Source organism: Burkholderia sp. E168m23, assembly GCF_016586125.1.
In the GTDB taxonomy this organism is placed as follows: domain Bacteria; phylum Pseudomonadota; class Gammaproteobacteria; order Burkholderiales; family Burkholderiaceae; genus Burkholderia; species Burkholderia orbicola.
In genome coordinates this window covers 1-2,867 of record NZ_BCPP01000913.1, presented here as the reverse complement: position 1 = coordinate 2,867, position 2,867 = coordinate 1, and the positions used below count along the sequence as shown (strand labels likewise).

The 2,867-nt window shown below is 67.7% G+C and carries 4 protein-coding genes; all 4 read right to left on the bottom strand.

From position 1 onward, the window contains the following. The coding region (galE, locus tag JMF90_RS31835) for a UDP-glucose 4-epimerase GalE (RefSeq protein ID WP_201325919.1) at nucleotides 1–712 on the bottom strand (712 nt) is incomplete at its 3' end. A 15-nt stretch (nucleotides 713–727) separates the two neighbouring features. Then, nucleotides 728–1,864, bottom strand: coding sequence for a glycosyltransferase family 4 protein (locus JMF90_RS31830; RefSeq protein ID WP_175809009.1), 1,137 nt, complete (start codon nucleotides 1,862–1,864; stop codon nucleotides 728–730). Nucleotides 1,865–1,916: 52 nt separating this feature from the next. After that, nucleotides 1,917–2,741, bottom strand: coding sequence for a glycosyltransferase (locus JMF90_RS31825; protein ID WP_175809010.1), 825 nt, complete (start codon nucleotides 2,739–2,741; stop codon nucleotides 1,917–1,919). Next, on the bottom strand, nucleotides 2,738–2,867 hold a 130-nt coding region (locus JMF90_RS31820; protein WP_201325918.1), incomplete at its 5' end, for a polysaccharide biosynthesis C-terminal domain-containing protein. The genes JMF90_RS31820 and JMF90_RS31825, both read right to left, overlap by 4 nt.

Sequence of the window (2,867 nt, the reverse complement as noted above, 5' to 3'; positions counted from 1 at the left end):
GGATGTAGTCGCGCACGCCGGTGCCATCCGGCGTCGGGTAGTCCGAGCCGAACACGCGCAGCTTTTCCAGCTTGCCGACCGCGACCTGCGCGACGTACGGCATCAGGTTGTTCGGGATGCCGGCAGGGTCCTCGCCGATCAGCCCGCTCGCGTGCGCGCCGACCGGGTTGAAGTAGCGCAGCGTCGCGATCCGCCACGACGGGTCCGAGACTTCGAGATCGCGCAGGATCTGCTCGGCGATCAGCTTCGACTGGCCGTACGGGTTCGTCGCGGACAGCGGGAACGATTCGTCGATCGGCGAGCGTTCGGGCACGCCGTACACGGTCGCGGACGAGCTGAACACGAACTGCCTGACGTTGCGCTCGCGCATGACCTTCAGCACGGCGAGCAGCCCGCCGATGTTGTTCTGATAGTACTCGAGCGGCTTCGCGACCGATTCGCCGACGGCCTTGAGCGCCGCGAAGTGAATCGTGCCGGTGATCGGATGCGCGTCGAATACCTTTGCGAGCGCGGCTTCGTCGCACACGTCGACCTGGTGGAATGCGGGCGTCTTGCCCGTGATCCGCTCGATCCGGCGCACCGATTCGGCCTTGCTGTTGACGAGGTTGTCGACGATCACGACGTCGTAGCCGTTGTCGAGCAGCTCGACGGCCGTGTGCGAGCCGATATAGCCCGCGCCGCCGGTAACGAGGATGGTGCCTTTAGCGGTCATTGCTGGTGCGCTCCTTCAGAGTGTGAATCCTGTCAACGAATGGATGGTCTCCCTGTAGCGTTCGACGACCTGCTGTTCGTCGAATTCCGCCGCGACCTTGTGCCGGCCGCGTGCGCCCATCGCCGCCCGGCCTTGCGGCCCGAGCGCGATCATGCGATTCAATTGTTCGGCAAGGCTCGCGCTGTCGCGCACGCGGCACAGGTAGCCCGTTTCGTCGTCGGCGACGACGTCGCGGCAGCCCGGCACGTCGGTCGCGACGATCGGGCGGCCCATCGCCGATGCCTCCATCAGCGTGCGCGGCACGCCTTCGCGGTACGACGGCAGCACGACGCAGTCGGCCGCCGCGATGTGCGGTCGCACGTCGTGCGCTTCGCCGAGATACTCGACGATGCCTTCGCCGACCCACGCGTCGACGTCCGCGCGACCGATCGCGCTCGGATTGTCGACGCCGAGCGGCCCGAGCAGCTGGAAGCGCGCGTTCGGGAAGCGCTCGCGCACGAGACGCGCGGCCTCCACGTATTCGCGCACGCCCTTGTCCCACAGCAGTCGCCCGATCAGGATGAAGACGGGTGCGTCGCCGCCCGGCAGCGGCACGGGCGAGAACTGTTCGAGATCGACGCCTTCGCCGTGCAGCAGCCGCGCACGGTCGGGATGCGCGAGCAAGCGCTCGTCGGTGAAGGTCGCGAGATCGTCGCGGTTCAGGAACCACACCTCACGCGGGAAGCGGAACGCGAACCGGTACAAGCGCTTCGCGACGCTCGCCGCGCGGCTCTTCTGGATGAACACGTAGCCGAGGCCCGTCGTCACGGCGATCGACGGCACGCGCGCGAGCCACGCGGCCACCGAGCCGTAGATGTTCGGCTTGATCGTGTAATGGAACACGAGATCGGGCCGCAGCGCGCGGTAGTGACGCACCAGCGCGGCGAGCGTGCCGAGATCCTCGCGCGGGCTCGTGCCTTTGGATGCGACGGCAAGCGCCACGTAGCGACAGCCCATCTGCTCGAGCAACGGCACCGTGCGGTCGTGCGGCGCGATCACCACGACCTCGGCGCCGCGCGCGACGAGCGCACGGATCAGCCCGTGGCGATACGTATGGATCGCCCAGGCCGTGTTGCAGACGAGCGCGATGCGCAGCGGGGAGGTGGCGGACATGAAAAAAAGAAAAAATAAAGCGTCGAAATGGGCGAACGGGGCCGGGTACGCGTCAGGCGGACGGTCGCGCGGCGAACAGCGCCTGCTTGATGCGCTGCAGCGTACGGTACGGCGTCACGAAGTGCAGCAGGTTCTTGGCGAGGCCGGCCCAGTCGTACGGGTTCAGCACGTTGAAGTGGCGCAGCAGCAGCGTGAGCGTCGATACCAGCTGGCGCCGACGCTTGGTCGCGCTGATCCCGCCCTCGTTAAGCTCGTAATACAGGCCGAGTTCCGGCAGGTTCGCGCAATCGTAGCGTTGCATTAACCGTAAAAAAAGATCGAGATCCTCGGCCGCGCGGTACTTCGCCCGATAGTTGCCCACTTCGCGCACGGCGTCGATGCGCAACATCACAGACGGATGCACGAGCGGCGAGCGCAGGAAGCGCGTGCGGCGCAGCGTGCGCGGATCGGCGGGGGGCGTCAGCATGAAACGCGGCTCGCCGGCGCGCGACACGACCTGCGTCCACATGCCGACGCAGGCCACGCGCGGATGGGCATCGAGATAGGCGCGTTCTTTCGCCAAGCGCTGCGGCGCGGCGAGATCGCCCGCATCGATGCGGGCCGCGTAGCGGAAGCCGCGGGCCGCGAGCGCGTCGATGCCGGCCGCCAGCGCACGTTCGATGCCGCCGTTCCGGGGCATGCGCAGCACGTCGATCGCGAGGCCCGGCAGGTCGGGCGCGACGATCGGCGGCGTGCTGCCGTCGTCGACGATCAGCACGTGCACGGGCGCATCCTCGCGAAACGACGCGAGGGTCCGGACGACGTCGTCGTGCCCGTTGTAGGCCGGCATCAGCACGGCCACGTCGTCGAGCGGGGGCGGGCAATCAGGGGACGTCATGTTCGCAGCTTGAAACGGATGTAATAAAAGTTGACGGCAGCAGCAGCCAGATAGCCGGCCGCCAGCCCGACGAGCGCGCCGTACAGGCCGAGCCGCGGGATCGCGAACAGGTTGACGAGCGCGGCG